Source organism: Geodermatophilus sp. URMC 62, from assembly GCF_052931475.1.
This window is the reverse complement of record NZ_JBRFHY010000001.1, coordinates 4562370-4586891: the sequence shown is the minus strand read 5'-3', so window position 1 is coordinate 4586891 and position 24522 is coordinate 4562370. Positions and strand designations below refer to the sequence as shown.

The following is a 24522-nucleotide window of genomic DNA, read 5'->3' as shown; positions in this document are numbered from 1 at the left end:
GGGACGGCACCCGCGGGGGCGGAGGGTTCCTCACTCCTGGTCGTCGTCGTCGACCCAGTCCAGGGTGCGGGTGACCGCCTTCTGCCACTTGCGGTAGAAGCGGTCGCGGGTGGCGTCGTCCATGGCCGGGGTCCAGCGCTTGTCCTCGGCCCACTGGCTGCTCAGCTCGTCCTCGTCGGCCCAGAACCCGACCGCGAGGCCGGCGGCGTAGGCCGCGCCGAGCGCCGTCGTCTCGGCGATCCTGGGCCGGACGACGTCGACGCCGAGGATGTCGGCCTGGAACTGCATGAGCAGCTCGTTGACCACCATGCCGCCGTCGACCCGGAGCTCGGTGAGGTCCACCCCGGAGTCGGCGTTCATCGCCTCGACCACCTCCCGGGTCTGGTAGGCGGTGGCCTCCAGCACCGCCCGGGCGATGTGCCCGCGGTTGACGTAGCGGGTGAGCCCGACCAGCGCGCCGCGGGCGTCGGAGCGCCAGTGCGGGGCGAACAGGCCGGAGAACGCCGGCACGAAGTAGGCGCCGCCGTTGTCCTCCACCGAGCGGGCGACGGCCTCGATCTCGCCGGCGCCGCCGATGAGGCGCAGGTTGTCGCGCACCCACTGCACCAGCGAGCCGGTGACGGCGATCGACCCCTCGAGCGCGTAGACCGGCTTGCGGTCGCCGATGCGGTAGCAGACCGTCGTCAGCAGGCCGTTCTTCGACGCCACCGCCTCCTCGCCGGTGTTGAGCAGCAGGAAGTTGCCGGTGCCGTAGGTGTTCTTGGCCATGCCGGGCGAGAAGCAGACCTGGCCGAAGGTCGCCGCCTGCTGGTCACCGAGCGAGCCGGCGATCTTCACGCCGGCCAGCGCGCCGGCCTTGCGGCCCTCGCCGTACACCTCGGAGTTCGACCGGATCTCCGGCAGCATCGACACCGGGATGCGCATGTCGGCGGCGATCGACTCGTCCCACGCCAGCGTGCGGTAGTCCATGAGCATCGTGCGGGAGGCGTTGCTGACGTCGGTGATGTGCTGCCCGCCGTCGGTGCCGCCGGTCATGTGCCACAGCAGCCAGCTGTCGATGGTGCCCATCAGCAGGTCACCGCGCTCGGCCCGCTCGCGGGCACCCTCGACGTTGTCCAGGACCCAGGTCACCTTGGGCCCGGCGAAGTAGGTGGCCAGCGGCAGGCCGACCTTGTCCTTGTAGCGGTCGGCCCCGCCGCCGAGCTCACCGAGCTCGGTGACGATGCGGTCGGTGCGGGTGTCCTGCCACACGATGGCGTTGTAGACCGGTTCGCCGGTGGTCCTGTCCCAGACGACCGTGGTCTCGCGCTGGTTGGTCAGCCCCACCGCGGCCAGGTCGGACCCGGTCAGGTCGGCGCGGGCCAGCGCCTGGCCGACGACCTCGCGAACGTTGGCCCAGATCTCGAGCGGGTCGTGCTCGACCCACCCGGCGCGCGGGAAGATCTGCTGGTGCTCCTTCTGGGCGACGGCGACGACCGCGCCGGCGTGGTCGAAGACCATGCAGCGGGTGCTCGTCGTGCCCTGGTCGATCGCGGCGATGTACTGGCTCACGGGGTCCTCCGGTGCGTCGTTGCAGGTGAGGGGTGCAGGTGAGAGGTGCAGGTGAGGGGTCCGGGCGAGAGGAGGCAGGGACGGGTCAGAAGACCTGGGAGAGGAAGCCGGCGACCACACCGCCGACGATCGGGCCGACCACCGGGACCCACGCGTACCCCCAGTCGCTGCCCTTCTTGCCGCGGATGGGCAGCACGGCGTGCGCGACGCGGGGCCCCAGGTCGCGGGCGGGGTTGATGGCGTAGCCGGTCGGCCCGCCGAGCGAGGCGCCGATGCCGATGACGAGCAGGGCGACGCCGAGCGGGCCGATCTCGGTCGGCGTGTTGCCGAACTTGAGGATGACGTAGACCAGCACGAAGGTGCCGATGACCTCGGTGACGACGTTCCACGGGTAGGCGCGGATCGCCGGTCCCGTGGAGAACGTCGCCAGGACCTCGCCCGGGTCCGGGTGGGCGGCGTAGTGCTCGTGGTAGGCCAGCCAGGCGACGACGGCGCCGAGGAAGGCGCCGACGAACTCGCCGGCGAGGTACACCAGCGTGCTGCCGAGCGTGATGTCGACGCCGGGGGCGTACTCGTCGGCGCCGGAGGCCCACAGGCCCAGGGTGACGGCCGGGTTGAGGTGGGCGCCGCTGCGGTAGCCGGCGAAGACGCCGATGAAGACCGCCAGGCCCCAGCCGAAGTTGATCAGGAGCCAGTCGGCGCCGCGGCCCTTGGACTCGGTGAGCAGGACGTTGGCGACGACGCCGACACCGCCCAGCAGCAGCAGTCCGGTGCCGAGCACCTCGGAGAAGAAGACGGAGACCAGTGACACGTCAAGACACCTCTCTGTGTCCAGTGGTGCTGGTGGGGGCCCCGCCCCGAGGGGGCGGGTCGTGCGGGGTCCCGGGGAGCACCTCCCTCCGGTGGGAACGGACGACGTGGTCAGGTCTGCGGCCGGGCCGCCGGTCGCGGCGGCCCGGCCGTGGTCCTCAGGAGGCGCTGGCGAAGGGGGTGATCTCCGGCGCCTGCAGCCGGGCGGCCTCGGCGGAGTCGTCGTCGGGCATGGCCTCGGCGGCCCGCTCGGCCTCCACCCGCGCCAGGTAGGTGGCGATCTCCCGCTCCACCTGGGCGTCGTCCCAGCCCAGCAGGCCGGCCATGAGCGCGGCGGCCGGGCGGGCCGACGCCGTCCCCCGGTCGGCCTGCTCGTAGGACAGCCGGGTGCGGCGGGTGAGGACGTCCTCCAGGTGCAGCGCCCCCTCGGCGGTGACGGCGTAGACGACCTCGGCGCGCAGGTAGTCCGGCGCCCCCTCTAGCGGCCGGCCGAGGTCGGGGTCGGCGTCGACCAGGGCGAGCACCTCGTCGACGAGGCTGCCGTAGCGGTCGAGCAGGTGCTCGACGCGGGTCTCGGTCCAGCCGTGCGCGGCGGCCAGGTGGCTCTTGCGGTTCCACCGCACCCGGTAGCCGTCGGCGCCGGCCAGCGGCAGCTCCTCGGTGAGCGAGGCGGGGACGGCGGCGTCGGGGTCCTCCCCCGGTGCCCGGTCGGTCAGCGCCATGTCCACGACGTCGCGGGCCATCACCCGGTAGGTCGTGTACTTGCCGCCGGCGATCACGGTCAACCCGGGCCGGACGGTGGCCACGGTGTGCTCGCGGGAGACCTTCGTCGTCGAGCCGCTGCCGTCGTCGACCGGCTGCAGCAGCGGGCGCAGGCCGGTGTAGACGCCGAGGACGTCCGCGCGCGTCAGCGGGCGGGTCAGGACGGCGTTGGCGTGCTCGAGCAGGTAGTCGACGTCGGCGGCCGAGGCGACCGGGTGGTCCTTGGCGAGGTCCCAGGGGGTGTCGGTCGTGCCGATCACCCAGTGGGTGGGCCACGGGATGATGAACAGCACGCTCTTCTCGGTGCGCAGGATGACGCCGTCCTCGCCGGCGATCACGTCGCGCGGCACGGCGATGTGCACGCCCTTCGACGCCCGCACGGTGAGGCCCTGGGCGCGGAAGAGCTCCTGGGTCTGGTCGGTCCACACGCCGGTGGCGCCGACGACGTGGCGGGCGCGGATGGTGAGCTCGCGGCCGGTCTCCAGGTCGACGGCGCGCACGCCGGCCACCCGGCCGCCCTCCTCGAGGTAGCCGGTGACCTGGGTGCGGCTGGCGGCCAGCGCGCCGTGGCCGACGGCGGTGCGCACGAGCACCTGCACGAGGCGGGCGTCGTCGACCTTGGCGTCCCAGTAGCGGATGGCGCCGATGGCGACGTCGTCGCGCAGCGACGGGGCCACCCGCCGCAGCGCCTTCTTCGACAGGTGCCGGTGCAGGGGGACGCCCCGGCCGCCCACGCGGCCCAGCAGCCCGCCGAGGGTGTCGTAGAGGGCGATGCCAGCGCCGGTGTAGACCCGCTCCCACACCCGGTGGCGCAGCGGGTAGAGGAAGGGCACCGGGTGCACCAGGTGCGGGGCGAGGCGGCCGACGAGCAGCCCGCGCTCGTGCAGGGCCTCGTGCACGAGGGCGAAGTCGAGCATCTCCAGGTACCGCAGGCCGCCGTGGACGAGCTTGCTGGCCCGGCTGGAGGTGCCCGAGGCCCAGTCGCGCTGCTCGAGCAGCCCGACGTCGAGACCCCGGCTGGCGGCGTCGAGGGCGGCGCCGGCGCCGGTGACCCCGCCGCCGATGACGAGGACGTCGAGGGTCTGGCCGGACATGCGGTCGAGCGCGTCGCTGCGGTTCTGCGGTGACAAGGCGGTGGGCACGGTGGCACTCCTGGGTGGTGCGCTGGGACCCGGCGCTGGTGCCGGCTCCCCGGAACAGGGGAAACCTCCCGCTGTCGTGCGTCCCGGGCAAGAGGGCTGCACGTCTGTGCACGCACGGACTACCGTCGGTCGCGGTCGGCAGCGCGCCGGCGGGGAGGACGGCGATGCCGGGGGACGACCGGGTCGAGCGGGTGGCCCGCCGGTATTGGCTGGACAGGGCCACGATGGACGAGATCGCCGTCGAGGAGCGTGTCTCCCGGTCGACGATCTCCCGCGCCCTCGACACGGCGCGGGCGACGGGGGTCGTCTCGGTGTCGGTGAACCCCGTGCACGGACGTGCAGCCGCCATGGCGCTGGAGCTGGGCCACCGGCACGGCGTCTCCGCGCGCGTGGTCGCCGTGCCCGACGACGCGCCCGACCTCACCCGGTTGCGCCTGGTCGCCGCCGAGACCGCCGCGGTGCTCGACGAGGTCATGGCACCGGGGTCCACCCTCGGGCTGGCCTGGGGCACCACCACCAGCGCCGTCGGCGAGCACCTGCGCGCCCGGCCGCTGCGCGACGCGCACGTCGTCCAGCTCAACGGGGCGATGAACACCCACAGCAGCGGCGTCGGGTACGGCAGCGACGTCCTGGGCCGGTTCGGCCGGGCGTGGGACGCGCAGGTGCACCACTTCCCGGTGCCGGCCTTCTTCGACCGGCCCGAGACGCGCCAGGCGATGTGGCGCGAGCGCAGCGTGCGCCGGGTGCTGGGCATCCAGCAGGCGGCCGACGTCGCCCTGTTCGGCATCGGCGCGGTGGCCGGCGCGGTGCGCTCCCGGGTGTACACCGAGGGCTACCTGACCGCCGGGGACCGCGCCGACCTCGCCGCCGCCCACGTCGTCGGGGACGTGTGCACGGTGTTCCTGCGCGCGGACGGCTCCTGGGACGGCATCCCGCTCAACGCCCGCACCAGCGGCCTGCTGCCGCCGGCGCTGCGCCGGGTCCCCCGGCGGGTGTGCGCCGTCGTCGGCAGCAACAAGGTGGTCGGGCTGGCCGCGGCGCTGGCCGGCGGGCTGGTCACCGACCTGGTGCTCGACGAGCGGACGGCGCAGGAGCTGCTGGCGCGCCGCCCGGTCCCGAGGCCCCCGGCGCTCTGGAGCCGCTGACCTGGAGCCGCTGACCCGTGCGGGGCTAGCGTCGGGCACCCCGTCCCGCGAGGAGGCGTCCGTGGAGCCGTCCGCGTACCTGCCGGAGCTGCGCCGGGCCGACGCCCGCTTCGCCGACGCCGCGGCCGAGGCCGTGCTGGCCACCGGGTGGGCCGCCCCGGTCCCCGGCTGCCCGGGGTGGACGCTGGCCGACCTGGTCTGGCACCTGGGTTCGGTGCAGCACTTCTGGGCGTGGGTGGTGCGCACCCGCGCGCCGGACCCCGGTGGGTACGACACGCCGCGCCGCCGTCCCGACGACGAGCTGCTGGGCTGGTCGGCCGGGCAGTCCGCGGAGCTGGAGACCGCGCTGGCCGCCGCCGACCCCGCCGAGCGGGTGTGGACGTGGGCGCCGCGGCACGACGTCGCCTTCGTGCTGCGGCGGCAGGTGCACGAGGCGGTCGTGCACACCGTCGACGTCGAGCAGGTCCTCGGCGACGTCCGGCCCGTCCCCGCCGACGTCGGTCTCGACGGGCTCGACGAGTGGCTGGAGGTGGTCGTGCCCGGGGTCTTCCCCGACGGCCCACCCGAGGGCGCGCACCCGGTGGTGCTGCACGCCATCGACGCCGGGGTCGAGCGCACGCTGTTCGCCGGCAGCCGGCCGTGGCCGGTCGCGACGGTGCGCGGGAACGCCGGCGACCTGCTGCTGGCCGTCTGGCGGCGGGTGCCGCTGGAGGTGCTCACCGTCGACGGCGACGGCCTGCAGGCGGCCGCGATGATCGACCGGGTGCGCCTCGACTGAGGCCGCCGTCCTCCTCCGCCTGCGGGCCCCCGGTCAGGGCCAGGTGACGGCGTACCGGTCGAACTCCTCGCCGGTCTGCACGCCGACCACGCAGAACACCAGGCCGGTCGGGTCGAGCATCTGCCAGAACGAGCCCATGTCGCGGTGGCGGGTGGCCCCGAGCGCCTCCAGCCGCGCCACCTCGGCGGGCACGTCGTCGGTCTCGACGTCGACGTGCCAGCGCGGCGGCGTCCCCGCTCCGGTGCGCTGCACCTCCAGGTGGACGCCGTCGGCGAAGGAGCCCAGCGAGACCCAGTCGGCGTCCGTGGCGTCCGGGACGGCGGGGCGCCCGGTCGCACCGGCCCAGAACGCGGTGCCGGCGGCGTGGACCTCCGGTGGCAGGTCGAGCAGGAGGATCGCCAGTCGGCTGCGGTGCGCCATGCGCGGGATGCTGCCCGCCCCACCGAGGGCGGGGCTAGAACGGCGGCCAGGGCAGCGCCGGCCAGTCGCCGCTGGGTTCGGGGTGCAGCTGGGTGCGCAGCATCTCGGCCACCCGCTGCTGGGTGCAGCGCACCTCGCGGCGGGTGAGGTGCTCGTGCAGCGCCTCGCCGAGGTCGCCGCGCAGGTCGTCGGCCAGCCGCTCCAGCACGGCCAGCGCCTCCAGCGGCAGCGGCTTGCCCGCCCAGCGCCACAGCAGCGTGCGCAGCTTCGGGTCGGTGGAGAAGCAGATGCCGTGGTCGACGCCGTACACGTGCCCCGACGACGTCGGGATGATGTGCCCGCCCTTGCGGTCGGCGTTGTTCACCACCGCGTCGAAGACGGCCATGCGGCGCAGGCCGGGGTGGTCGGAGCGCACGAACCGGTGCAGGTCGACGTCGGGGTCGCCGTCGATCCACAGCTGCACCATGCCGGGGCCGAACGGGCCCTCGCGCAGCACGGTGGGCGGCACGACCGACCAGCCGGTGGCCTCGCTGACCAGCGCCGCGGACACCTCGCGCCCGGCGAGCGTGCCGTCGGGGAAGTCCCACAGCGGGCGCTCGCCGGCCACCGGCTTGTAGACGCACTCGGCCTCGAGGGCGGCGGTGCGGATGGCGCCGACGAGGGTGACGTTGCTGGCGTCGAGCATGCGGCCCTCGAGGTCGATCTCGCCCTCGAGCAGCAGGGTCCGCATCTCGGCGTCGTCGGCGGGGGCGCGCAGCCCGGCCGCGGGGTGTTCGCTCATCGCCGGTCCGGTACCCGGTTCAGCGGCGGTAGCCGTTCTGCCGGGGGCACACGTGCCCGGTGGGGTCCAGCGGCAGCGAGCACAGCGGGCAGGACGGCCGGCCGGCGGCGACGACGCGGCGGGCGCGCGCCACGAAGGAGCGCGCGGCGCCGGGCGTGATGGTGACCCGCAGCGCGTCGGGGCCGTCCTCGGCGTCGGAGAGGATCGCGTCCTCGTCGACGGGCTCCTCGCCGGCGGCCACGGCCTCGACGACGACGGCCTGCGCCTCGCCGTCCCAGGCCAGGCCCATCGCGGCGACGCGGAACTCCTCGTCGACCGGCGCGGTGAGCGGCTCGAGGTCGTCGACCTCGGCCTGGGCGGGGACGACGGTGCCGGGCCGGGTGGCGATCTCGTCGAGCAGCTCGTCCATGCGCTCGGCGAGCACCTGCACCTGCGACTTCTCCAGCGCGACGCTGACCACGCGGCCCTCGGCGTCGGAGGCCTGCAGGTAGAAGGTCCGCTCCCCCGGCTGGCCGACCGTGCCGGCGACGAACCGGGACGGGCGGTCGAAGCGGTAGACCTGGCGGGACACGCGATCAGGTTACGCGGGGCCGCCGACACCGGCGCCGACCGTCAGGTCACGGCCGCGCCGGCCCCGCCGCCGACCACGGCGTCGGAGTCGGCCTTCCGGCGTCGCCGGCCCTTCCTCTTGGGCGGGACCAGCGCGGTGACGTCCCCGCCGGTGTCGTTGACGCGCAGCACGAACGGGCGGGTGTCGGTGTAGCTGACCACCGAGATCGACGCCGGGTCGACCACGATCCGCTGGAAGGCGTCCAGGTGCAGGCCCAGGGCGTCGGCGAGGACGGCCTTGATGACGTCGCCGTGGCTGCAGGCCAGCCACACCGCGTCGGGGCCCAGGCGGGCGTTCCACTCGCGGACGGCGGCCACCGCGCGGGACTGGGTCTGCGCGAGCCCCTCCCCCTCGGGCCCGGGGAACACCGCCGCGGAGGGGTGCTGCTGCACGACCTTCCACAGGGGGTCCTTGACCAGCTCCGTGAGCGGGCGGCCGGTCCAGTCGCCGTAGCGGGCCTCGCCGAGCCGCTCGTCGGTCTGCAGCTCCAGGTCGCGGCCGGCGAGGACGGCGCCGGCGGTCTGCCGGCAGCGGTCCAGGGGGCTGCTGACCACCGCGGCCAGCGGCACGGGCGCCAGCCGGGCCCCCACCGCCGCCACCTGCGCCTGCCCGGTCTCGTCGAGCTCGACCCCCGGCGTCCACCCGGCGAGCACGCCTCCCGCGTTGGCGGTCGTCCGGCCGTGCCGCAGCAGGATGACGGTGGTCACGCGGTGGAGCCTAGGGCGGCGTCCCCGACCGCGCCGTCCCTCGGCGGGGCGCGGGCGCCGCGCGTCCTCCCCCACCGCAGCGCGTCCTCCCCCACCGCAGCGCGTCCTCCCCCACCGCAGCGCGTCCTCCCCCACCGCAGCGCGTCCTCCCCCACCGCGCACCGTGCGGGAGGACACGCGACGATCAGGTTCCCTGATCGTCGCCGCCCCCTCAGGCGCGTTATGTGGGTTGCCCGCGGCAACTGATGGCTTGACATGAGGGCGCCTCTGCGGAACGTGGCGGTTGTCGAAGACCCCTCGTCCGCAGAGGCGCCTCTCATGCTGCCCACCGAGAACCTCCTCGTCCACGTCTACGTGCTCGTCGACGACGCCATCGCCGCCGCAGAAGTGACCATTCCGGTGCGGCCGGGTCCGGCGCCGGCCTGCAGCGACGCCGAACTGCTCACCATCGCGCTGGTGCGCCATCTGCTGGGCCGGCGCAGCGAAGCCGGGTTCCTCGCCGAGGTCGCCCGCGACTTCGCGCACCTGTTTCCCCGGCTGCCCCACCAGTCGGAGGCCAACCGGCGCATCCGCTGGCTGTGGGCGGCCTTCGAGCAGCTGCGCGCCGCGCTGGTGGCCCGGTGCCCGCTCGATGACTGCGCCCAGATCGACACCAGCGCGCTGCCGGTCAAGCACCCTTCCCGGGTCCGCGGCCCCGATGGCTGGGTCGGCCCGCACGAGCTGGTCGCCGGCTTCGGCCGCGACGGCGCGCACGGAGAGTGGTTCTACGGCTTCCGGCTGGCCGTCCGCACCGATCTGGGATCGCGGCTGGTGCGCGCCTGGAGCATCGTGCCCGCCGCGGTCAACGAACGCGACGTCGCGACCGATCTGCTCGCCGCCGGGCCAGCACCGCGTGACCTGCTGGTCGACAAGGGCTTCACCGGTCGGGCCTTCACCGCCGCCTGCGCCGCCCGCGGCACCGCCGTGCTCACCCCGCCCACCAAGGCCCAGCGCCCGAACATGCCCAGCGCCCTGCGCCAGGTGATCGCCCGCTGGCGCAACCACATCGAGGTCACCTTCGGCGAGCTCACCGACCGGATGGAGCTGGCCCGCCACGGCGCCCACACCTTCTGGGGCCTGCTGACCCGCACCGCCGCCACCATCGCCGCGCACACCCTGCTACGCGTTCATTCCACCGACCTCAGGCTGGCGTAACCCAACCCACATAACGCGCCTCAGGTGGGGGAGAGCACGCCGACGCCGACGAGGGCCAGCAGCGCCAGGCCGAGCACCACCCGGTAGACGACGAACGGCGTGAACGTGCCGCGGTCGAGGTAGCGCAGCAGCCAGGCGATGACCGACAGGCCCACGGCGAAGGCGATCACCGTGGCCAGCAGCGTCGGCCCCCAGCTGACCGTCTCGCCGGCCACCTCGCCGGTCAGCGACTCGTACACCTGGAACAGGCCCGAGGCGAGGACGGCGGGCACGGCCAGCAGGAAGGAGTACCGCGCCGCCGCGGCCCGGGTGTAGCCGAGGAAGAGCCCCATCGTGATCGTGCCGCCCGAGCGGGACACACCGGGCACCAGGGCCATCGCCTGGGCCAGGCCGAACAGCAGCCCGTCGCGCACCGTCAGGTGGCGCAGCTCCCGGCGCTTGCGGCCGACCCGGTCGGCCCAGTACAGGACCAGGGAGAAGGCGACCAGCGAGATGGCCACGATCCGCAGGTCGCGCAGCGTCGTCTCGATGTCGTCCTGGAAGAGCAGGCCGAGGACGCCGATCGGGATGCTGCCGACGATGATCAGCCAGCCGGTGCGGGCGTCGGGGTCGCTGCGGCGGGAGCGGTCGAACAGCGCCCGCACCCAGGCGGCGACGATCCGGCCGATGTCGCGCCGGAAGTAGAGCAGCACCGCGGCCTCGGTGCCGATCTGCGTGATCGCGGTGAACGCCGCGCCGGGGTCACCCCAGCCGGCGGCCTCGCCGACCACCCGCAGGTGGGCGCTGGAGGAGATCGGCAGGAACTCCGTCAGCCCCTGCACCAGCCCCAGGACGACCGCCTCGAACCAGCCCACCGCCGGTCAGTCCTGCGGTCGAGACGACGGGCGGGCGGAGGGACACAGGGGTGTCAGGAGCACGGGCGCACACCCTAGGACGGCGACCTGTGCACGGCCGGGCACGCCCCGGCGCGGCGTCGCCCACACCCGAGCCCACACCCGAGCCCACACCCGAGCCCACACCCGAGCCACACCCGCCGCGTCCCCCGGCCCGGGACGCCGTCCGGAGGTAGGTTGGCCGGTCGTGGAACAACGGGCGCTGGGACGCAGCGGCCTGGTCGTCTCCCGGCTGGCGCTGGGCACCATGACCTGGGGCCGCGACACCGACGAGGACGAGGCGGCGCTGCAGCTCACCTCGTTCGTCGACGCCGGCGGCACGCTCGTCGACACCGCCGACGTCTACTGCGACGGCGAGAGCGAGCGCACCCTGGGCCGGCTGCTGGCCGACGTCGTCCCCCGCTCGGAGCTGCTCGTGGCCACCAAGGCGGTGGGCCGCACCGGGCGCGGGCCGATGGGCCGCGGCGGCTCCCGCGGGCACCTGCTCGCGGCGCTGGACGCCTCGCTGGAGCGCCTCGGCGTCGACCACGTCGACCTGTGGCAGCTGCACGCCTGGGACGAGCACACCCCGGTCGAGGAGACCCTCGCCGCCTGCGACGCCGCCGTCGCCTCCGGCCGGGCCCGCTACGTCGGCGTCAGCAACTTCACCGGCTGGCAGACCGCGCAGGCCGCGACCTGGCAGCGCGCGTGGCCGGGGCGCACGCCGCTGGTGAGCACCCAGGTCGAGTACTCGCTGCTGCAGCGCGGCGTCGAGCGGGAGGTGGTGCCCGCGGCCGAGGCCCTGGGCCTGGGCGTCCTGGCCTGGTCGCCGCTGGGCCGCGGCCTGCTGACCGGCAAGTACCGCTCGGGCACCCCCGACGGGTCCCGCGGCGCGTCCCCGGAGTGGCAGGGCTTCCTCGACGACCTGCGCTCGGCGGTGTCCGAGCGCATCGTCGAGGCCGTGGTCACCGCCGCCGACGGCCTGGGGACCAGCCCGCTGGCCGTGGCGCTGGCCTGGGTGCGCGACCGCCCCGGCGTCGTCGCTCCCGTCGTCGGCGCCCGCACCGCCGAGCAGCTGCAGGCCTCCCTCGACGCCGACGCGGTGCGGCTGCCCGCGGCGATCCGGACGGCGCTGGAGGACGTCTCGGCGCCGCACTTCTCCTACCCCGACCAGAGATCCGCCCGATGAGCACCCCCTCGACCAGCACCGCGCCGTCCCCTCCCGCCGGCGACCCGGTCTTCGCCGCCTTCTGCGCCGCGGGCCTGTGGCCGGGGCTGGGCAAGCGCGCCGTCGCCGAGCTGCCGGCCGCCGGCATCACCTCCCCCGACGACGTGACGGCCGCGAAGCTGCTGAAGATGCCGCGGGTCGGCAAGCAGCGCGCCGAGCGGCTGTTCTCCTCCTTCCTGTCCGCCCAGCCGACGTACTCCGTCGTCGAGCTGCTGGTGCGCGCCGGGCTGGAGGCGCGGCTGGCGTCCTCGGCCGCCGACACCCTGGGCGACGACGCCGCCCGCCGGCTGCGCGACGACCCGTGGGCGCTGCTCGGCCTGCACAACGTGAGCCTCACCGACGCCGACCGGCTGGCCATCTCGCTGCTGCCCGGCGCCGACCGGCAGGACACCCGCCGCGGCCGCGCGATCGTCGCCACGACCCTGCGGACGGCGACCCGCGACGGGCACACCGTGCTCCCCGCCGACCTGGTGGTGGCCGCGCTGCACGCCGAGGGCGTCGCCGACCCGGCGGCCGCGATCGTCGCGGCGGTCGAGTCCGGCGAGGTGCTCGACCACGAGCCGCCCGAGCCGGAGGAGGACGAGGAGTCCGGGGAGGAGCCGCCCGGGCCCGATCCGGCGCTGCGGATGCTGTCGCTGGCCCGCTACGGCATGGCCGAGGAGGCCGTCGCCGAGGGCGTGGCGCGGCTGGCGGCCACCGCCGAGCGGATCGCCGACCCCGCCGCCGTCCGGTCGGTGGCCAAGGGCCTCGACGAGGCGCAGAAGGCCGCCGTTGCGCAGGTGCTCGGCGCCGGGGTCTCGCTGCTGACCGGCGGCCCGGGCACCGGCAAGAGCCGCACCGTGGCGGCCGTGGTGAAGCTGCTCATGGCCAAGGGCACCGAGGTGGCGCTGGCCGCGCCCACCGGGCGGGCGGCCAAGCGGCTGGAGGAGCTCACCGACCACCCGGCGACGACGGTGCACCGGCTGCTGGGCGCGCAGGGCTTCGGCGGCGGGTTCGCCCGCAACGAGGAGTGGCCGCTCGACGCCGACGTGGTGGTGGTCGACGAGGCCTCGATGCTCGACGTCGAGCTCACCGCGGCGCTGCTGGAGGCCTGCCCCGACGGCACCCACCTGCTGCTGGTCGGCGACCCCGCGCAGCTGCCCTCGATCGGCCCCGGCCACGTGCTCGGCGACCTCATCGACTCGCGGGCCGTCCCGGTGACGGAGCTGACCACGCTCTACCGGCAGGCCGAGGGCGGGGCGATCGCCCGGCTGGCCGGCGCCGTGCGCACCGGGCAGCTGCCGCCGGTGGACTCCCCCGACCGCGAGGTCGTCGTCGTGCCGGCGTCGGGCAGCGGCGAGGCGGCGCGGCGGGTGGTGCAGCTGGTCACCGACTCGATCCCGCGGGCCCTGGGCATCGAGCCGCGCAACGTGCAGGTGGTGACGCCGGTGCACCGCGGGCCGGCCGGCACCATCGAGCTGAACAAGGCGCTCAAGGACCGGCTCAACCCCGGCGACGGGACGGTGTTCGGCTTCGACGTCGGCGACCGGGTGGTGGCCACCGCCAACCACCTCGACCTCGAGCCGGTCGGCTTCGCCAACGGCGAGGTCGGCGTCGTCACCGGCACCGGGGAGGGGTCGCTGACGGTCGACTTCTCCTCCGGACCGGTGACCGTGACCGGCGACGCGCTGCCCGACCTGCGGCACGGCTGGGCGATCACGGTGCACCGCGCGCAGGGCTCGGAGTGGCCCGGCGTCGTCGTCGTGCTGCCGCCGGAGGCCGGCGGGATGCTCTCGCGGCCGCTGGTCTACACCGCGCTCACGCGGGCGCAGCAGCACCTGTCGATCGTGCACGCCTCGGGGAAGGCGCTGGCCCGCGCGGTGAAGGAGGTCGACGTCCGGCCCCGGCGCACCCGCCTCGCCGCGCTGCTGCAGGAGAACCTGGCACAGGCATAGCCGAAGGGCCCTCCTGTCCCCCGCCACTCGCAGGCTCGCGGCGGGCCCCTGCAGGAGGGCCGCCGCACGTCCTGGCCGCTAGCACGTGCGGATGGCTTCCTCTGCCTCGTCTCCGGCGGCGCGGAGGGCGCACAGCAGCCGGGACGTCGCCGCGTGCAGCTGGCCGGGGCAGGTCAGCGGCCGCGGGAAGCGCACCCGGACGTCGCGGTGCCCGCCCGGCCGCTCGATCCGGAACCGGTAGCCGAACCGGTCGACGCCGAGGGGCCGCACCGTCTCCCCGGGCCCGACGGCGACCCGGCCGCGCAGCGCGGCGAGCACGTCGGGGTGGTCGCGCTCGAGGTGGCGCAGCACCCGCTCCTCGACGGCGGCCAGCGGGTCGGGCCGGGCCGCGGCGAACCCGGCCGGGGACACCTCGGTGCACGCGCCGCCCTCGCGCAGCACCACCTCGGCGAGGTCCAGGCGCAGCAGCGCAGCCGCGCCGCCGACGTCGAGCAGGGCGCCCTCGGGCCGCACCTCGGCGAAGTCCAGCGCGGCGGCGGTGCGGTCGGCCGGCGCCACCGGGGTCAGCCAGCCCGAGAGCCACAGCGTGGCGCGCACCGGGTCGCGCAGCGGCACCGGCGCGCGGTCGCTCACCACCAGCAGCGCCGAGACGTCGGCCTGCCCGGCCAGCGCCGCGGCGACCTCGCCGTCGGAGGGCACCAGCACGAGCACGGAACCGGTCGCGGTGGTGGCGTGCGCGAGCGGCCGGGCCGGTTGGCGGCCGGGCAGGCACAGGGCGGCCGGGAGCCGGGTGGCGGTGGTCCGGGCGCGCTCGGCGGTGCCGGCCACGGACAGGGCCGGGGAACCGGGGCAGGTGGTCAAGGCTCCCCCTCGGGACGGTGACTTAGGCAAGCCTAACCACATCTGTCGCCGGGAGGAAGCACCGGGTCAGGCCGGGGGCCCGCTGTCCAGGTCGATCGCCCGCCGCAGCCGCCGGCACAGCGGCACGACCGCGCCCGCGCCCATGGCGCCGAGGACGACGCTCGTCCAGGGCACGTCCCCGGGCTCCCCGGTCGCGCGGCCGTGCCACCCCGACCCCGCGGCCCCGCGGGCTCAGACCTCCCGCTCGTCCTCGTCGAGGGGGACGTCGGCCTGCTGCTCGAGGACGTCGGCCTCGTTCGCGTCGCGGTCTCCGACCGGACCGGGGGTGCCGGCCGCACCGGGCGCGGCGGCCAGCTGCTGCTCCAGCGCGTCGGCCTCGGGGACGGCGTCGCCGATCGCGTCGGCGTCGCCGGCCACCACCGGCGCGGCGGGCTCGAGGAGCGCCTCCTGCTCGGCGCGGTCGGCGTCGTTCGCGGCACCGGGCTCGGTCACGTCGTCCTCCTGCTCGTCGTGCGGTCGGGGTCGCCGCCCATCCTGCCGTCCGGTTGTGGCGGTGGCAGCACCGGAACGCGCGAGGACCGGGGCGGCAGCGCGTGGATGACCCGGCCGCACCGGCCGTGGCACGATCGGTCGGGTGGACGGCGCCGACGACTACGAGTACGCGCCGCTGCGGATCCCGCCGGGCACGTCCCGGTCCGCAGCGGCCACCATGCTGAGCCTCCAGGTCGACGTCGGCGGGTGGGAGCTGGCCCGCCTCCAGCTGCACGCGGACGGCACCCGCAAGGCCGTCCTGCGGCGGCGGGCGCGGCTGTCCTACCTGCCGATGCCGGTCACCTGACGGACCCCGTCCTCCGGGCGGGATCGTTCACGGCACCAGCACGACCCTGCCGACGGTGCCCCGGTCGGCCGGCGCCGCGAGCGCCTGCGGCGCCTCATCGAGCGGCAGCACCTGCCCTACCAGCGGGTCGATCCCCCCGGCGGTGACCAGGGGCGTGTAGGGCAGCGGCGGGCGGGAGGCGGGCGGGCGGGCGGGCCACGATCAGGTTCCCTGATCATGGCGCGTCCTCCCTCACCGTGGGACGTGAGGGAGGACGCGCTGCGGTGCGGGAGGACGGCGTCAGCGCATCGACGGCGGGCGCAGCGCCTCCGGGACGACGGCGGTCTCGCCGGTCACCGTCTTCGCGCTCGGCACGCCCTTGAACCGGTAGGGCACCGTGCCCACACCGGGCTGGATGACGTAGGCGGCACCGGGCTCCCCGGCCTCCCAGGCCATGACCATCGCGTCGGCCACCTCGGCGGCGGGGATCACCGGGAACTGCGCGGCCTCGAACTCGTGCCGGATGCGGTCGATGATCGCGGTGTCGGCGAACCCCGGGCAGATCGCCGAGATGGTGGTGCCCTCGCGGGTGAGCCGCGGCGCCATCGCCCGGACGAAGGCGATCGCCCCGCCCTTGGCCACGCTGTAGCCGGGGTCGGTGGCCATCGGCGACAACCCGGCCAGCGACGCCGTCACCACGATCGCCCCGCCGCCGGCCCGCCGGATCGCCGGGCGCGCGGCCTGCACGCCGTAGACCACGCCGAACAGGTCGACGTCGACCACCCGCATGAACTCGTCGAGGTCGAGGGCGTCGTCGCTCTTGGCCGCCGAGATGCCGGCGTTGAGGTAGGCGGCGTCCAGGCGCCCGTGCTCGGCCTCGACCTGCGCGACGACGGCCTCGTTCGCGGCGCGGTCGGTGACGTCGAGGGCGGCGAAGTGCGCGCCGAGCTCCTCGGCCACCGACCGGTTGCGCTCGGAGTCGAGGTCGGCGACGACGACGGTGACGTCGCGCCCGCGCAGCCTCTCGGTGAGCGCCCGGCCGAAGCCGCCGGTCCCCCCGGTGATCAGCGCGACGGAACCGGGGCCGGGAGGTGTGGGAGAGGTCACCCCGGCATCACACCACGACGGTGTTCCGCATCCTCCGGCCCCACTCCCCCGCAGGGCGCGCTCAGACCGAGCGGAGGAAGCGGTCGAGCACCCGGACGCCGAAGCGCAGCGACTCCACCGGCACCCGCTCGTCGATGCCGTGGAACAACGAGGCGAAGTCCAGGTCGGCCGGCAGCCGCAGCGGGGAGAAGCCGAAGCAGCGCATGCCGAGGAGCTCGAAGCTCTTGGCGTCGGTGCCGCCGCTCATGGTGAACGGCACCGGGCGGGCGCCGTCGTCCTCCGCCTCGAGCGCGGCGACCATCTGGTCGACCAGCGGGCCGTCGAACGTCGTCTCCACGGCCTGGTCGTGCACCAGCCACTCGCGCTGCACGCCCTCGCCGATGAGCGCGGCGAGCTGGCGCTCGAACTCCTCCTCCTGGCCGTGCAGGAAGCGGCCGTCGACGGTGGCGCTCGCCGTGCCGGGGATGACGTTGGCCTTGTACCCGGCGTCGAGCATCGTGGGGTTGGCGGTGTTGCGCAGGGCCGCGCCGATCATGCGGCTGATGCTGCCGAGGCGGGCGAGCGCCTCCTCGGGGGAGTCGGGGTCGATCTCGATGCCGTAGGCGTCCTCGACGGCGGCGAGGAACTGCCGCATCGGCGGGGTGAGCACGGTGGGCAGCCGGGTGGAGCCGATGCGGGCGACGGCCTGGCAGAGGCGGGTGACGGCGTTGTCGTCGTGGACGAACGAGCCGTGCCCGGGTCGGCCGCCGGCGGTCAGCCGCATCCAGGCCAGGCCCTTCTCCGCCGTCTGCACCAGGTAGAGGCGCAGGTCGTCGCGGACGGTGATGCTGAACCCGCCCACCTCGCTGATGGCCTCGGTGCAGCCCTCGAACAGGTCGGGGTGCTCCTCGACGAGGAACCGGGCGCCGAGCCGGCCGCCGGCCTCCTCGTCGGCGACGAAGGCCAGGACGACGTCGCGCGGGGGCCGGACGCCGGTGCGGGCCCACTCGCGCACGAGCGCCAGGACCATCGCGTCCATGTCCTTCATGTCGACGGCGCCGCGGCCCCAGACGTAGCCGTCGCGCTCCTCGCCGGAGAACGGGTGGACGCTCCACTCGGCCGGGTCGGCGGGGACGACGTCGAGGTGGCCGTGCACCAGCAGCGCCGGGCGGCCCGGGTCGGCGCCGGGGATGCGGGCGACCAGGCTGGCCCTCCCCTGCTCCGACTCGTGGACGACGCTGCCGATGCCGACCTCGTCGAGCTTGCCGGCGACCCACTCGGCGGCGCGGCGCTCCCCGGCGCTGGTGGCGGTGTCGCCGGTGTTGGTGCTGTCGATCCGGATGAGGTCGGACAGCAGCTCGGCGACCTCGTCCTGGGCGCGCGGCGCGGGCGTCGTCTCGGACATGCCGCCGATGGTGCCACCGCACCCGCCGCTCACCCCGCCGGGTGAGCCCCACTGGACCCGGTTGACACCGCTGCCGATGCACAGGCCATGGAGATGCCGGCGGCGCTGCGAGCGCGGGACCCGGGGGCGGCGGCGCACTCGTCGACGCTGATCCTGTCGGTCTGCGCGGCCGTCGTCGCCGGCTTCGCCCTGGCCGTGCAGCACGGGGCGGGCGTCGCCGTCCTGGCCGCCCACGCGGTGGTGGTCGCCGTCCTGCTCGCCGGCGCCGCCGCGTGCCGGCTGGTGACGCCGGAGCGCTACGACCGGCTCGGCCTGGGGATGTCGACGGCGCTGGGCGGGGTCGTGGCGATCAGCGCGCTCAACCTGGTCACCCGCGACGCCTCGGCCGCCGCCCAGGCGTTCTTCGTCTTCCCGGTGCTCTGGGCGGGGTCGCACCTGCGGCCCACCGGCATCGCCGTGGCGACGTCGGTCGCCGTCGGCGGCGAGGCCGTCACCCTGTTCGTCCTCACCCCGCCGGCCGGGGCGCTCGTCGACCTCGGCACCTTCGGGGCGGTCCTGGCGGTGCTGGCGGTCATGCTGGTCCGCAGCGGCCGGGTGCAGGAGCGGCTGGTCGACGCGCTGCGCGAGCAGGCCCGCGTCGACGCGCTGACCGGGCTGGTCAACCGCCGGGTCTTCGACGAGGCGCTGACCGGGGGGCGCAGCCGGCGGACGGCGGCGGGCACCGCGCTGCTGCTGCTGGACGTCGACACCTTCAAGCAGATCAACGACGCGCACGGGCACCCCGTGGGCGACGCCGTCCTCGTGCACCTGGCCGGGATCCTGCGCGAGCAGGTGCGCAGCGCCGACGCGGTGCTCTCCCGGCTCGGCGGGGACGAGCTCGCCGTCCTGCTGCCGGACTGCCCGCCGTCGGTGGCCGCCGAGCGCGCCGGGCTCGTGCACGACGCCGTCCGTGCGACGCCGCTGCCGCTGCCCGACGGCACCCTGCTGGCGCTGTCGGTGAGCGTGGGGGTGGCGCACACCACCGACCAGGCGACCGACCTGCACGGCCTGTACTCGGCGGCCGACCAGGCGCTGTACGAGGCCAAGCGGGCCGGCCGGGGACGGGTGGCGCTCGCCTCACCTCCTGCGGCTCGCGCGGCCGTGGCCGTTCAGGGGCTGCGCGAACCGGCGCCGACGGTCGGGTAAGCTCTGCTCCGCACTCGTCCGGGTGGCGGAATGGCAGACGCGCTAGCTTGAGGTGCTAGTGCCCTTTATCGGGCGTGGGGGTTCAAGTCCCCCCTCGGACACCACGAAGTGGGAGCTCTCCCACCTCCCTCGATCAGGTGAGCTTCCGGCCGGCAACCTTGATCCGAACGCCGGCGGTCCGAGCAGCAGCACCGCTTCGGCCATGCCACGCCCCGCACCACCCGTGCCGCCGCTCGCCCGGCGCGGCGCCTCGTCCCCACGCGGTCAGCGCGCTGCCGCACGGCCGCGTGACGTCCCCGCCCTCCCGCCGGGAGCTTCCCAGCCGGACGACGTTCCCGGCTGGGCGTTCGGCGGCTCCGCGCCGTCCGCCGTCGTGCTCGACCAGCTCTGGCTCAACACCGACCTGCTCGGCGGGCGAGGCGGGAGTGCCGCGCCGACCGCTCAAGACCTCGCACCTCTGCACGTGCGCGCCGCGGAACCCGCAGCTGCCGACACCCGGGTCACCTTCACCCGCCTGGACGCAAAGGGCCGCCTGCCGATGCCGCTGTGCCCCGTCGTCGACGTACAGCTGGCCGCAGAGCGCGACGGAGGCGTCCTCGTCGTCTTCCTCCCCGGCGCCGACGGCAGCCCGCGGCCGGGCTACAACACCGCGCCGCTGCAGATGGACTCGCGGCGGCGGCTCCTGCTCGGTGGGCCGCTGCGGGCGCAGCTCGGCCTGGCCGCCAACGCCACCGTCGTCGCCCGGGCCGACGCCGCGCGCGGCGTGCTGGAGCTGATGGCCGCCAGCCGGCTCGAGGCGCGGCTCGACGAGCTGTTCGACGCCGAGCGCCGCGATGCCCAGTCCGCGAGCGCCACCACCGCCCGACCCGCGCTCACCGCCCTGCCGGGCGGCCGGCTGCACTCCTTTCCCGCTGCGTCCGACGACGGCCACCCCGTCCACCTCACCGCTGAGGAGTCCCGATGAGCACCGAGCACCCGCCCGTCCCGGAGGGCGAGGACCTGGCCGCTCGGCTCGCCGCGCTGCTCGACGAGGCCCGCGACCGCGGCGTCGACGTCAGCGCACTGGTCGGCGCCGCGCCGGGCATCACCCTGCGGGAGCAGCTGGAGCTGCGGCTGCCGACCCTGCGCCGCGACCACAAGGGGACCTACGGAACCTGGGCGCTGTACCTGCAGCGGCTCGCCGACGGCATGCCCGACACCTGTCCCTGCACCTGTCTTGCCTGCGCGTCCGGGCCGTGCCCGTGCGCCACCGGCGGGCATGCCGCAGCTTGCGTCCCGGACGCCGACATCGACTGCTCCAGCCGCATGCGCGCCCACGGCGGCGATGACGTCCGCCGCGTCACCCGCCACAACCTCACCGACGCCGCCTGGTGGGCCAGGCGGCACGCCATGCAGCGCACCACGGTCCGCAACGCCAAGCGGGAGGCCGACGGCCGGGTACAGCACGACCACGACGGCCGGGGCGCCCAGGAGGCGATGGTCCAGGCCTGCCGTTGGCTGTGGGAGGAGATGCGCCGCGACGGCGTCGTGGAGGCGAACGTGGCGCGTGACGTGCGGATGCCCACCCGCCAGGAGCGGGTCGCCCGCAGCCTCGACGTCCCCGACTTCGTCACCCTGCACAGCCTGGCGACGACCACGGGCGACGACCCGGCCCTCGACGGGCTCATCCTGCGGCACATGGTCATCCAGGCCACGCGCCGCGGCGGGGTGCTGTCCCTGCGCTGTCGAGGAGTCAACCGCGACGACTGCACCATCACGTACTGGGACGAGAAGCGGGACACCTACCGCACCCGGCCGTCGACTCCCGAGCACCTCGACGCTCTGGTGGCGCACGCCCTCGAGCGGGGCCCGCGGATGCCTGCTCCCCCGGATGCTCCCGAGGAGCTCCGCCGGACCGGTATCCCTGCCCTCTCCCCCAACGACCCCGTCTTCTACTACCGCCCCGAGGACACCTTCGACGCCGACGGGTACTTCGTCAGACGGCAGGCCCGGCCGCTGACCCGCAAGCGCTTCGAGACCCTCTTCGGCCGCATCCGGCGCCACCATCCCGGGTTCGACGCCCGCGGACTCCGGCCGCACGACATCCGGCACACCAGCGGACGGCTGTTCTACGAGGCCGGCGGGGAGGCCGCTGCCAAGCTCCAGTTGGCCCACGATGGCGGGTCGACCAGTGAGCACTACTACAAGGAGGGCATGGAGCGGCTCGCGCAGCTCAAGCGCGAGCTCTTCTCGCCACCGGCCGCCAGCAACGTCGACGACGCGACTGAATGACCGCCTCCTTGCGCAGCTCCGATTGCTTCCACTTGCCGCTGCGACGAGGGCGTCACGCGCCCGCGCGTGCCGACTGGCAGGGCTCGCAATCGCACGGCTATCCGTCGACATCGGCGCACTCGTCGCAGTAGACCCCCGGCGTCGCCGAGTGGAAGGCTGCCCAGTTCTCCACGAGCCCGCAGCCCTCGCAGACACCGAGGTCGCTGTCTTCGTGGGGCTCCCGCGCTCGAGGAGGCATCTCGGGCAGTCGCAGTCCCACCACACCCAGGACTTCCAGTCCTCGATGCAGAAGTCGCAGTAGATGCCGCGGCTGGAGCGGTGCGCGGCCCGTCCGCAGATGCGGCCGCAGTACTCGCAGGGATGGTCAACTGTCGTGGTCATGGGTGGACCGGTCCGGAGCTACCCCGCTGCTGCAAGCAGACCGACGCGTTCTCCGCCGATGGGCTGAGCCCACCACGCCCGGGTGCTCGGAGGCTCGGCCCAACCGCGTCCTGCCGAAGCGGCAGGCACACGCCTGAATGCCCTGCGACGCGACCTGGTGGCGCGGCCCTCGCGACTGCGGACGGTGCCCCTCATGAACGCACACAACGCAGACGACCTGCTGGCACTGAATCTGCTGCTGAGACTTCACGACTACTGGGAGAGCCCACGCCAGTGGGTCGTCTACCGGGAGCGTCAGGACCGTGTCCACGTGCTCGGGGCGAACGGTCTTTTCGTGCTCACGGTGCGCTACCGACCGCGGGAGACGCACGACGTGGTCCTCGAGCGCCGCAGCTATCCGTCCGGGTCCCCTACGTGGACGAGGTCGACCGGCCCCGACAGCGACCGCACGAGCACCCGGGCGGTGAAGGCGGCCGCTCTTCGATGGGTCGAGGACGCTCTGCGAAACGTGGAGCTCGTGCTGCTTGCCGACGCCGACATGACGCCGGCTGGCGTGAGCCTGCTCGCGGCCATGCGCAGAGACGCCTGGTCGCTGCGCGGAGAGGCTCTCCTCCGCGCAGCGACCGCTGCGAGGGCAGCGGTGACCGCCCTGTGACGCCGTGCAGAGCGACCGGCTACGCGGCGTCGCCCACCTGGCGGCGCGTCGTCGCACCGATGGGGACGAGCTCGTAGCCGTAGCCCCGGATGTTGACCAGTACCAGCGACAGTGGACGCAGCTTCTCGTTCAGCTGGCGGACGTGCTGACGACGGCACTCGGCGCTGACCTGGCGGCCGTCGGGCCAGCCGGCCTTGAGCAGTACCTCGTGGGATACGGGCCCGTCCGTGCCGACCAGCGGGACCATGAGCGCGTTCTTCACGCTACCGAACCGGGCGGGCCGACCGTGGAGGTGGACGACGCCCCCGGTCAGGGACAGCCCGCCGATGTGGGTGCGCGTCTTCGACACCGTCTGAGTCCGCCGGCCGGTGTGCAGAAGCTGGACGGTGTCCTCGGCGGAGGGCGCGCCGAGCGCGTCCAGCCGACGCGTCGCGACGCGGACCCGGTTCTTGACCACGCGCTGCCCCTGCCGGCGCTTCACCTGGCGGCGAGCGCTGCTGTCCTTGAGAGCCCGCAGAGCCTCACGCACCACGTCCACGGCGAGACCTGCCCGGTACTGCGGTCCGCCGGTGACCTGTCCCAGGCCCAGCAGCCGGATGGCCAGCGCTGCCTGGTCATGCTTGAGCGTCAGATAGGGATACATGGCCGCCAGAACCGTCAGCGCCCGCTCCTTGCCGACGATGAGCTGCCAGCGCGTCACGCCGTGCTCAGTGAGGTTTTCTCACCAGGATTCGCCGTCCGCGGACGGCCAGGGAAGGCATCACTGCAGGTCAGGCGCATGTGCCAGCGGAGGTGCCAAGTGCCACGTGGCGGGACCCGCGCCGAGCAGCCGTGATCGACGTCGCCAACGACTCGCCGCAGCCCTGACCAGCGGCGCCGACCGTCCCCTTCAAGCTGGTGCGGATTCCTGGTGAGAAAACCTCAGTGCGCTCCTTGAGCGTGCCTCCGGACCATGCCTTCAGCCGGGCCATCAGGGGCCAGGCGGTCGTCGACGCGTTCTGGGACCAGCCGACGATCCACTTCCAGTGCGAGTGGTCACGGGTGATCGTGATGTGGCCCTCCGCGTCGAAGAAGCCAGCGGCGAGAACGGGCATGACGCCAGCCAGGTGGACGTTCGACATCGGCGGCAGTCCCCATTCCGCGGGACAGTCGTAGAACGACGGGGCACCGAGCGCGTCGAGCTCGAGAGACGCCTCGGTGAACTGCCTAGGGCTCAGCACACGGCGCTTAGGACCATTCTTCCTCAGCATGTCGAGGGTCTTCATGCGGGTCGGCATCGCGCCCATCTTCTGCAGGGTGGCCAGCCGGACGACCAGCTCGATCTTCCGCGACTTGATGAGTGAGAACGGAGCGATGGCCAGCAGCGCACGCACCGCCGTCTCCCGTTCGGCGCGCCAGGTCTGCTGGTAGCGATTCCGGTTGACCCGGCTACGGCCGCCGAACTGCTGCTCCAGTCCCTGGGTGAGTTCCATTGCTGCCCGGCTCGTGTTGACCAGCAGGGACAGCGCGGGGTAGCCGCGGCGCTGACCGCGCCGATAGCCGCACCACATAGGACTGCCGTCACCGTCGAACAGTGCTGCGAGGTAAGCGCAGAACAGCGGCGGGTTCATGGGCATCTTCGCGTGAGTAGTCACGGAGCGAAGTGTGAAGACACCTTCGGACAGCCCCAGATCAATGATCTACGCCTGATTCCAGGCGCCTGGTTCATTGCTAGGCCGAGCCGACCGCATGCCCGCTACGACACATGTGCAGGGCGAACCTGAGTTGAGCGCCATGGAGAGATCGGCACACGGCGTGACGACCACCCCTCGTGAGTTCCGACCGAAGTGTCGGAGCGTCCATGCAACGACACTCCGGGCCGCCCAGTCCGTTGAGCGACACTCCTCGTCCGCCGAGCGACACTCCCGATAGGACGCCGTCCGCCGGC

24 protein-coding genes and 1 tRNA gene are annotated in these 24522 nt (G+C 74.5%); 11 read left to right on the top strand and 14 right to left on the bottom strand.

Going from position 1 to position 24522, the window contains the following annotated elements; genetic code table 11:
* Positions 1-30 precede the first annotated feature (30 nt).
* The 3 genes from glpK to ACU616_RS22090 form a co-directional block, all read right to left on the bottom strand.
* Entirely contained in the window at positions 31-1551 is a 1521-nt protein-coding gene (gene glpK, locus ACU616_RS22100; RefSeq protein WP_446760560.1) for a glycerol kinase GlpK, read from the bottom strand.
* Between the two features lie 85 nt (positions 1552-1636).
* A complete protein-coding gene (locus ACU616_RS22095; protein WP_446760559.1) occupies positions 1637-2362 on the bottom strand; it encodes an MIP/aquaporin family protein in 726 nt (241 codons plus the stop codon).
* Between the two features lie 157 nt (positions 2363-2519).
* Positions 2520-4265, bottom strand: coding sequence for a glycerol-3-phosphate dehydrogenase/oxidase (locus tag ACU616_RS22090; protein ID WP_446760558.1), 1746 nt, complete (start codon positions 4263-4265; stop codon positions 2520-2522).
* A 164-nt stretch (positions 4266-4429) separates the two neighbouring features.
* Here ACU616_RS22090 and ACU616_RS22085 point away from each other — a divergent pair, with 164 nt between their 5' ends.
* Positions 4430-5410, top strand: a complete 981-nt coding sequence (locus ACU616_RS22085) for a sugar-binding transcriptional regulator (RefSeq protein ID WP_446760557.1) — start codon at positions 4430-4432, stop codon at positions 5408-5410.
* Between the two features lie 61 nt (positions 5411-5471).
* Positions 5472-6188 carry a maleylpyruvate isomerase family mycothiol-dependent enzyme gene (locus ACU616_RS22080; RefSeq protein ID WP_446760556.1) on the top strand — a complete coding sequence of 239 codons (717 nt, stop codon included), beginning with the start codon at positions 5472-5474 and terminating at the stop codon, positions 6186-6188.
* 33 nt (positions 6189-6221) lie between these two features.
* Here the strand turns inward: ACU616_RS22080 and ACU616_RS22075 are convergent, their stop codons facing one another.
* From ACU616_RS22075 to ACU616_RS22060, 4 genes are read right to left on the bottom strand one after another with little or no spacing between them, the layout of a single operon-like run.
* Positions 6222-6608 carry a VOC family protein gene (locus ACU616_RS22075; protein WP_446760555.1) on the bottom strand — a complete coding sequence of 129 codons (387 nt, stop codon included), beginning with the start codon at positions 6606-6608 and terminating at the stop codon, positions 6222-6224.
* A gap of 34 nt (positions 6609-6642) precedes the next feature.
* Positions 6643-7389, bottom strand: a complete 747-nt coding sequence (locus ACU616_RS22070) for an SCO1664 family protein (protein ID WP_446760554.1) — start codon at positions 7387-7389, stop codon at positions 6643-6645.
* A gap of 19 nt (positions 7390-7408) precedes the next feature.
* Positions 7409-7960, bottom strand: a complete 552-nt coding sequence (locus tag ACU616_RS22065) for a DUF3090 family protein (protein ID WP_446760553.1) — start codon at positions 7958-7960, stop codon at positions 7409-7411.
* A gap of 41 nt (positions 7961-8001) precedes the next feature.
* Positions 8002-8706, bottom strand: coding sequence for a histidine phosphatase family protein (locus ACU616_RS22060; protein WP_446760552.1), 705 nt, complete (start codon positions 8704-8706; stop codon positions 8002-8004).
* Positions 8707-9024: 318 nt separating this feature from the next.
* On the opposite strand from ACU616_RS22060, the gene ACU616_RS22055 reads away from it, so the two are divergent.
* Positions 9025-9900: a transposase gene (locus ACU616_RS22055; RefSeq protein ID WP_446757353.1), complete on the top strand. Its 876-nt coding sequence runs from the start codon at positions 9025-9027 to the stop codon at positions 9898-9900.
* 20 nt (positions 9901-9920) lie between these two features.
* On the opposite strand, the gene ACU616_RS22050 is transcribed toward ACU616_RS22055, so the two are convergent.
* Positions 9921-10754, bottom strand: coding sequence for an undecaprenyl-diphosphate phosphatase (locus ACU616_RS22050; protein ID WP_446760551.1), 834 nt, complete (start codon positions 10752-10754; stop codon positions 9921-9923).
* Positions 10755-10980: 226 nt separating this feature from the next.
* Here ACU616_RS22050 and ACU616_RS22045 point away from each other — a divergent pair, with 226 nt between their 5' ends.
* Together ACU616_RS22045 and ACU616_RS22040 are read left to right on the top strand one after the other, a co-directional pair.
* Positions 10981-11961: an aldo/keto reductase gene (locus ACU616_RS22045; RefSeq protein ID WP_446760550.1), complete on the top strand. Its 981-nt coding sequence runs from the start codon at positions 10981-10983 to the stop codon at positions 11959-11961.
* Positions 11958-13934 carry an ATP-dependent DNA helicase gene (locus ACU616_RS22040; RefSeq protein ID WP_446760549.1) on the top strand — a complete coding sequence of 659 codons (1977 nt, stop codon included), beginning with the start codon at positions 11958-11960 and terminating at the stop codon, positions 13932-13934. Before ACU616_RS22045 ends, ACU616_RS22040 begins: the two co-directional genes overlap by 4 nt.
* Positions 13935-14012: 78 nt before the next feature.
* On the opposite strand, the gene ACU616_RS22035 is transcribed toward ACU616_RS22040, so the two are convergent.
* Positions 14013-14795, bottom strand: a complete 783-nt coding sequence (locus ACU616_RS22035; RefSeq protein ID WP_446760548.1) for a DUF2470 domain-containing protein — start codon at positions 14793-14795, stop codon at positions 14013-14015.
* Between the two features lie 231 nt (positions 14796-15026).
* Positions 15027-15287 (bottom strand): hypothetical protein, encoded by a 261-nt coding sequence (locus ACU616_RS22030; protein ID WP_446760547.1) that lies wholly within the window; start codon positions 15285-15287, stop codon positions 15027-15029.
* Between the two features lie 142 nt (positions 15288-15429).
* Here ACU616_RS22030 and ACU616_RS22025 point away from each other — a divergent pair, with 142 nt between their 5' ends.
* Positions 15430-15633, top strand: a complete 204-nt coding sequence (locus tag ACU616_RS22025; protein WP_091367716.1) for a DUF5703 family protein — start codon at positions 15430-15432, stop codon at positions 15631-15633.
* 279 nt (positions 15634-15912) lie between these two features.
* On the opposite strand, the gene ACU616_RS22020 is transcribed toward ACU616_RS22025, so the two are convergent.
* Entirely contained in the window at positions 15913-16719 is an 807-nt protein-coding gene (locus ACU616_RS22020; protein ID WP_446760546.1) for an SDR family oxidoreductase, read from the bottom strand.
* Between the two features lie 61 nt (positions 16720-16780).
* Complete coding sequence (locus ACU616_RS22015; protein ID WP_446760545.1) at positions 16781-18103, bottom strand: M20/M25/M40 family metallo-hydrolase; 1323 nt, start codon at positions 18101-18103, stop codon at positions 16781-16783.
* A gap of 87 nt (positions 18104-18190) precedes the next feature.
* Between ACU616_RS22015 and ACU616_RS22010 the strand changes: the two genes are divergently transcribed.
* The 5 genes from ACU616_RS22010 (at position 18191) to ACU616_RS21990 (ending at position 22595) form a co-directional block, all read left to right on the top strand.
* The gene (locus ACU616_RS22010; RefSeq protein ID WP_446760544.1) at positions 18191-19288 is read left to right on the top strand and encodes a GGDEF domain-containing protein; all 1098 of its coding nucleotides are present in this window, start codon (positions 18191-18193) and stop codon (positions 19286-19288) included.
* A gap of 16 nt (positions 19289-19304) precedes the next feature.
* Positions 19305-19392: transfer RNA gene (locus ACU616_RS22005), tRNA-Leu, on the top strand.
* Between the two features lie 269 nt (positions 19393-19661).
* Positions 19662-20252: a hypothetical protein gene (locus tag ACU616_RS22000; protein WP_446760543.1), complete on the top strand. Its 591-nt coding sequence runs from the start codon at positions 19662-19664 to the stop codon at positions 20250-20252.
* Positions 20249-21559 (top strand): tyrosine-type recombinase/integrase, encoded by a 1311-nt coding sequence (locus ACU616_RS21995; RefSeq protein WP_446760542.1) that lies wholly within the window; start codon positions 20249-20251, stop codon positions 21557-21559. The genes ACU616_RS22000 and ACU616_RS21995 overlap by 4 nt, the downstream gene beginning before the upstream one ends.
* Positions 21560-22133: 574 nt before the next feature.
* Positions 22134-22595 carry a hypothetical protein gene (locus ACU616_RS21990; protein WP_446760541.1) on the top strand — a complete coding sequence of 154 codons (462 nt, stop codon included), beginning with the start codon at positions 22134-22136 and terminating at the stop codon, positions 22593-22595.
* 19 nt (positions 22596-22614) lie between these two features.
* Here the strand turns inward: ACU616_RS21990 and ACU616_RS21985 are convergent, their stop codons facing one another.
* Positions 22615-23295 (bottom strand): hypothetical protein, encoded by a 681-nt coding sequence (locus ACU616_RS21985; protein ID WP_446760540.1) that lies wholly within the window; start codon positions 23293-23295, stop codon positions 22615-22617.
* A 70-nt stretch (positions 23296-23365) separates the two neighbouring features.
* Positions 23366-24205 (bottom strand): hypothetical protein, encoded by an 840-nt coding sequence (locus ACU616_RS21980; protein ID WP_446760539.1) that lies wholly within the window; start codon positions 24203-24205, stop codon positions 23366-23368.
* Positions 24206-24522 lie beyond the last annotated feature (317 nt).